At 65.9% G+C, this 5,758-nt stretch carries 5 protein-coding genes and 1 pseudogene; 3 read left to right on the top strand and 3 right to left on the bottom strand.

The genetic code is table 11. The features are described 5' to 3' along the window. Together CK944_RS21145 and puuE are read right to left on the bottom strand one after the other, a co-directional pair. Positions 1 to 287, bottom strand: a pseudogene (locus tag CK944_RS21145) (hypothetical protein); the annotation flags it as partial. A gap of 5 nt (positions 288 to 292) precedes the next feature. Beyond that, a complete protein-coding gene (gene puuE, locus CK944_RS21140) occupies positions 293 to 1,699 on the bottom strand; it encodes an allantoinase PuuE (RefSeq protein WP_103175032.1) in 1,407 nt (468 codons plus the stop codon). 221 nt (positions 1,700 to 1,920) lie between these two features. On the opposite strand from puuE, the gene CK944_RS21135 reads away from it, so the two are divergent. Further along, positions 1,921 to 3,222, top strand: a complete 1,302-nt coding sequence (locus CK944_RS21135; RefSeq protein WP_103175031.1) for an NCS2 family permease — start codon at positions 1,921 to 1,923, stop codon at positions 3,220 to 3,222. A gap of 56 nt (positions 3,223 to 3,278) precedes the next feature. On the opposite strand, the gene bhcR is transcribed toward CK944_RS21135, so the two are convergent. Beyond that, positions 3,279 to 4,079 (bottom strand): HTH-type transcriptional regulator BhcR, encoded by an 801-nt coding sequence (bhcR, locus tag CK944_RS21130; protein WP_103175030.1) that lies wholly within the window; start codon positions 4,077 to 4,079, stop codon positions 3,279 to 3,281. 184 nt (positions 4,080 to 4,263) lie between these two features. Between bhcR and bhcA the strand changes: the two genes are divergently transcribed. Beyond that, complete coding sequence (gene bhcA / locus CK944_RS21125) at positions 4,264 to 5,451, top strand: L-aspartate--glyoxylate aminotransferase BhcA (protein WP_103175029.1); 1,188 nt, start codon at positions 4,264 to 4,266, stop codon at positions 5,449 to 5,451. After that, positions 5,451 to 5,758 (top strand): pyridoxal-phosphate dependent enzyme (locus tag CK944_RS21120; RefSeq protein WP_146038743.1); only part of this gene is annotated, 308 nt, incomplete at its 3' end. The genes bhcA and CK944_RS21120, both read left to right, overlap by 1 nt.

Here is a 5,758-nt window from a genome sequence, read left to right as displayed (position 1 = left end):
TCGACGATGTACTGGCTGAAGGTCTCGGCGAAGCCCGACAAGGGCCGGGCGATCATCCACATCCGCATCCCCGTCCAGCCGGGCAGGTAGGAGGTGACGATGTCGCGCATCACGGTGCGGGGGATGACCGCATAGGCCTCGGTGAAGACGGCCGTGTCGGTGGTCATGCCGGTCTGCGGCGGCAGCCCCGCCACCGGGCCGGCATAAGGCGTGGGCTGCACCGCCGCGCGCGGCACAGGCGCCACGTCGCCAGTCGGCGCACCCGCGGGGGGGAGGTCTGGGGTCATGTCGGTCATTTCAGGGCCTCTTTCAGGCGAAGCTCGCCGATGCGGGTGACCTGGCGTTCGGCCTCGGCGCGCTCGGTCGCGGTGTCATTGTCGATGCGGGCCTGCATGGCGGCCATGATGCCCAGCTTGTCGTGGTCGCGCACGGCGATGATGAAGGGAAAGCCGTGCTTGGCGACATAGGCGTCATTGAGGCGCGTGAAGGTCGCGCGTTCGTCATCCGTCAGGCTGTCCAGCCCCGCGCTGGCCTGTTCGGCGGTGCTGTCCGCCGTCAGCCGCTTGGCCTGCGCCAGCTTGCCCGCCAGATCCGGGTGGGCGATCAGCACGCCAAGGCGTTCCTCGTCCGATGCAGAACGGAAGACCTGCGCCATGCGCGCCGCCAGACCCGCCGCGCTGTCATGGACCGCGCCCATTTCCCCGTCCCAGACCCGTTCGGCGATGAAGGGCGAATGTTCATAGATGCCGCCGAATTTCGCGACGAAATCCTCGCGCGACATTTCCGACGGACGCTGGCGCGGCTGGAAGGGATGCACCTCGGCCCAATGCCGCGCGATGTCAAGGCGCGAGGCGAACCAGACGCCTTCGTGGCTGCGCGCATGGTCCAGGAACCGCTGGACCGCCATCGCGCGGCCCGGACGCCCGGCCAGGCGGCAATGCAGGCCGATCGACATCATCTTGGGCGCGCCCGCCGCGCCTTCGGCGTAAAGCATGTCGAAGCTGTCGCGCAGATAGTCGAAGAAATCCGTGCCGGTCCCGAAGCCCTGGCCCGACGAAAAGCGCATGTCGTTGGCGTCCATCGTATAGGGGACCATCAACTGCGGCTTGCCGTTGTGGACATGCCAATAGGGCAGTTCGTCCGCGATGGTGTCGGCCAGGTATTCGAAGCCGCCTTCCTCGCAGCCCAGCGCCACCGTGTTCATCGAACAGCGGCCCTGATAGAAGCCGCGCGGGCGTTCCCCGGTGACGCGGGTGTGCAGTTCGACCGCCTGGGCGATGTGCTGGGCCTCGACCTCTCGCGGGATGTCGCGATAGTCGATCCATTTCAACCCGTGGGTCGCGATCTCCCACCCGGCGGCCTTCATGGCGGCCACCTGTTCGGGGCTGCGTTCCAGCGCGGTCGCCACGCCATAGACCGTCACGGGAATGTCGCGCAGCATCCGGTGCAGGCGCCAGAAGCCCGACCGCGCGCCATAGTCATAGATCGATTCCATGTTCCAGTGCCGCTTGCCCGGCCAGGGCTGGGCGCCGATGATCTCTGACAGGAAGGCCTCGGATGCCGCGTCGCCATGCTCGATGCTGTTTTCGCCGCCTTCCTCGTAGTTGAGGACGATCTGCACCGCGATTCTGGCGCCGCCGGGCCACTGGGGATCGGGGGTGGTTTCGCCATATCCTCGCAAGTCGCGGCTGTAGCGCATCGGACGTCCTTTCTGTGGCAGCTTGACCACAGCAAATCGCGTCGCGGCCTGCACGGCAAGCGGGCAGGGATGGAATTCTGTATCAACGAATCGGAAAAGATCGCCCGCGGTTTCAAATAGCCATTGAAAGACTTGCGGGATGGGGATGATTGTTCCGCCGATCAAGGCCCCCATAAGCTGCGCCAGAATTGCGGCCGGAGGAGCCGCGCGGGAGGGAATCCATGGAACGCTACTTCAAGCTGTCGCAGCACGGCAGCACCGTCAGGACCGAGGTGATCGCTGGCATCACCACATTCCTGACGATGGCCTATATCATCTTCGTCAACCCATCGATCCTGTCAACGACGGGCATGGACAGCAATGCGGTCTTTGTCGCCACCTGCCTGGCTGCGGCCATCGGATCGGCCGTGATGGGGCTGTGGGCCAACTGGCCCATCGGCATGGCGCCCGGCATGGGGCTGAACGCCTTCTTCGCCTTTACCGTCGTCGGCGCGATGGGCTTCACCTGGCAGCAGGCGCTTGGGGCGGTCTTCATCAGCGGCCTGATCTTCCTGTTCCTGTCGGCCACGGGGATCCGGCGCTGGCTGGTGGCGGGGATCCCCGTGTCGATGCGCAGCGGGGTCGCCGCGGGGATCGGGATGTTCCTGGGGATCATCGCCCTGCAATCGTCGGGGATCGTGGTGGACAGCCCAGCGACGCTGGTCACGCTGGGTGACCTGACCAACCCGGGCACGCTGCTGACCATCGCGGGCTTCTTCATCATCGTGGCGCTGGATGCGATGCGGGTGACGGGCGCGATCCTGATCGGCATCCTGGTCATCACCGTGGCCGCGATCCTGCTGGGCGTCAGCCAGTTCGGCGGCATCATGTCCATGCCCCCGTCCATCGCGCCGACGTTGCTGCAACTGGATGTCTGGGGTGCGATCGGCTTTGGCATCTTCCACGTCATCCTGGTCATGGTCCTGGTCGAGGTCTTCGACGCCACCGGCACCTTGATCGGGGTCGCCAAGCGCGCGGGCCTGCTGAAGGAAGGCCCGGCCCATACCAATCCCGGCCTGTCGCGCGCGTTGATGGCGGATTCGACCGCGATCACCGTGGGGTCGATGCTGGGGACCAGCTCGACCACGGCCTATGTCGAAAGCGCGTCCGGCGTCCAGGCGGGGGGCCGGACGGGCCTGACCGCGCTTGTGGTGGCGGTGCTGTTCCTGCTGGCGATGTTCTTCGCGCCGCTGGCCGGATCTGTGCCCGCCTATGCCACGGCGCCCGCGCTTCTGTATGTCGCGACGCTGATGGTGCGCGAACTGGCCGAGCTTGACTGGGAGGACGTGACCGAAGCCGCCCCCGCCGTCCTGACCGCGCTGATCATGCCGCTGACCTATTCCATCGCCAACGGCCTGGCCTTCGGCTTCATCAGCTATGCCGTGATCAAGCTGCTGACGGGCAAGGTGTCCCAGGTCCATGCCGCGACCTGGATCGTGGCGGCGCTGTTCGTGATCAAGTTCGCCTTCTTCGGCGGCCACTGATCCGCACGAACAACCCCTGACCACAGGCCTCGCAGGCAACTGCGAGGCCTTTTTGCCTATCCACCCATCGCCTGGCTCAGTTCCGCCGCGGCAGAGGTCACGACCGCGCCCAGCGTCTTGACATGCTCGTTCCCGATCCGGTGCGTGGGGCCGCTGACGCTGACGCCGGCAATCGCCTCTCCGGTCAGGTCGAAGACCGGGGCGGCGATGCAGCGCATCCCGCGCGTCCGTTCCTCGTCATCGAAGGAAAAGCCACGCGCGCGGATCCGCGCCATGTCCTCGGTCAGGGCCTCGGGCGTGGTCAGCGTCCTTTCGGTGAAGCGGGTCAGCCCGGGACCGTCCAGATAGGCGCGCAGCGTCTCGGGCCGGCCATAGGCCAGCAGCGCCTTGCCGATGCCCGACGCGTGCAGGGGCGACCGGGTGCCGGGCGGAAAGAAGGCGCGGATGGTTTCATGGGTTTCCGCCTGGCTGACGAACAGCACCGCATCGCCGTTCAGGATGCCCAGGTTCGCCGTTTCCCCCGTATGCTTCATCAGCGCCTGCAGGATGGGGCGCGCACGTTCGACGATCCCCGACCTGCGCATGAAGGCCGATCCCAGCCGGAAGGTCGCGGCGCCGATGTTCCAGGCCTGCGTGGCAGGATCGCTTTCCACCATGCCGCGCGCGGCCAGCGAATGAAGCAGCCGATGAACGGTCGAAGGTGGCTGGCCGATGCGGTCCGCGACCTCGGACAGGGTCAGGCCGGGATGCGTGGCCAGCAGGTCCAGCATGTCCAGGGCGCGATCCAGCACCTGCACGGTGCCGCCCTGGTCCTTGGCGCTGCGGGGGCGACCCCGGCGACGGGTGGGTTCAGACATTTTCGCCCTTTTCTAAAGAATACATTGCCAAAACCGCGAAAATCCAGCGCGCCATCTGAAAAATGGCAAGCGCATGGTCTTTCACGCTATTTCGGCTTTTAACGCCAAAATGGAAAACATTTCCAGAAAAATTGTGGCATCTGGCCGCAAGTGGTATTCTGCGCTTATCAGAGGAGGAACAGCCATGACCAGCCAGAATCCCGTGTTCATTCCCGGCCCAACCAACATCCCCGAAGTGCTGCGCAAGGCCGTGGACATGCCCACGATCGACCATCGCAGCCCGGTCTTCGGACGCATCCTGCATCCGGCGCTGGAAGGGGTGAAGAAGGTGCTGAAGACCACCCAGGGACAGGTCTTCGTCTTCCCCTCGACCGGGACGGGCGGGTGGGAAACCGCGATCACCAACACGCTGTCGCCCGGCGACAAGGTCCTGGCCACGCGCAACGGCATGTTCAGCCACCGCTGGATCGACATGTGCCAGCGCCACGGTCTGGACGTGCAGGTCGTCACCCAGGAATGGGGCGAGGGCATACCGGCCGACCGGTTCGAGGAGATCCTGACCGCCGACAAGGGCCACCAGATCAAGGTCGTCTTGGCGACGCATAACGAAACCGCCACCGGCGTGCGCAGCGACATCGCCGCCGTCCGCCGTGCCCTGGACAACGCAGGCCATCCGGCGCTGCTGTTCGTGGACGGCGTTTCCTCCATCGGGTGCTATGATTTCCGCATGGACGAATGGGGCGTCGATATCGCCGTGACCGGCAGCCAGAAGGGCTTCATGCTGCCCCCCGGCCTTGCCATCGTGGGCTTCTCGCCAAAGGCGATGGCGGCGGTCGAGACCGCGAAACTGCCGCGCACCTTCTTCGACATCCGCGACATGGCGAAAAGCTATGCCAACAACGGCTATCCCTACACGCCGCCGGTCGGGCTGCTGAACGGCCTGAACGTCGCCTGCGACATGCTGCTGGACGAGGGGCTCGAGAACGTCTTTGCCCGCCACCACCGCATCGCCGAGGGCGTGCGCCGCGCCGTCGGTGCCTGGGGGATGCAGCTTTGCGCCAAGCGGCCCGAGCTTTATTCCGACAGCGTCAGCGCCATCCGCGTCCCGGAAGGCTTCGATGCCAACAGGATCGTCAGCCACGCGCTGAACGCCTATGGCGTGGCTTTCGGGACCGGGCTTGGCGATGTCGCGGGCAAGGTGTTCCGCATCGGCCACCTGGGCAGCCTGACCGACGTGATGGCGCTGTCGGGCATCGCCACGGCGGAAATGGTCATGGCGGATCTGGGCCTGCCCGTGACGCTGGGCAAGGGCGTCGCCGCCGCGCAGGACCATTACCGTCAAAGCGTTCCCGCCATGCAGAAGGCCGCGTAATGAAGGATGCCATGTATATCCCCACCTACGCGGACATGCTGTCTGCGCATGAGCGCATCATGCCTCATATCCGGCGCACGCCGGTGCGCACCTCGGATTATCTCGACGAGCTGACGGGGGCGCGGTTGTTCTTCAAGTGCGAGAACTTCCAGGAGCCCGGCGCCTTCAAGGTGCGCGGCGCGGCCAACGCCGTCTTCGGCCTGGACGAGGCGCAGGCCGCCCGGGGCGTGGCCACGCATTCCTCGGGCAACCACGCCTCCTGCCTCAGCTATGCCGCCATGCGGCGGGGCATTCCCTGCAACGTGGT

This window comes from Paracoccus sp. SY (assembly GCF_002901215.1).
In the GTDB taxonomy this organism is placed as follows: domain Bacteria; phylum Pseudomonadota; class Alphaproteobacteria; order Rhodobacterales; family Rhodobacteraceae; genus Paracoccus; species Paracoccus acridae.
The sequence above is the reverse complement of the archived record's forward strand: the minus strand, read 5'-3'. Positions and strand labels throughout refer to the sequence as shown.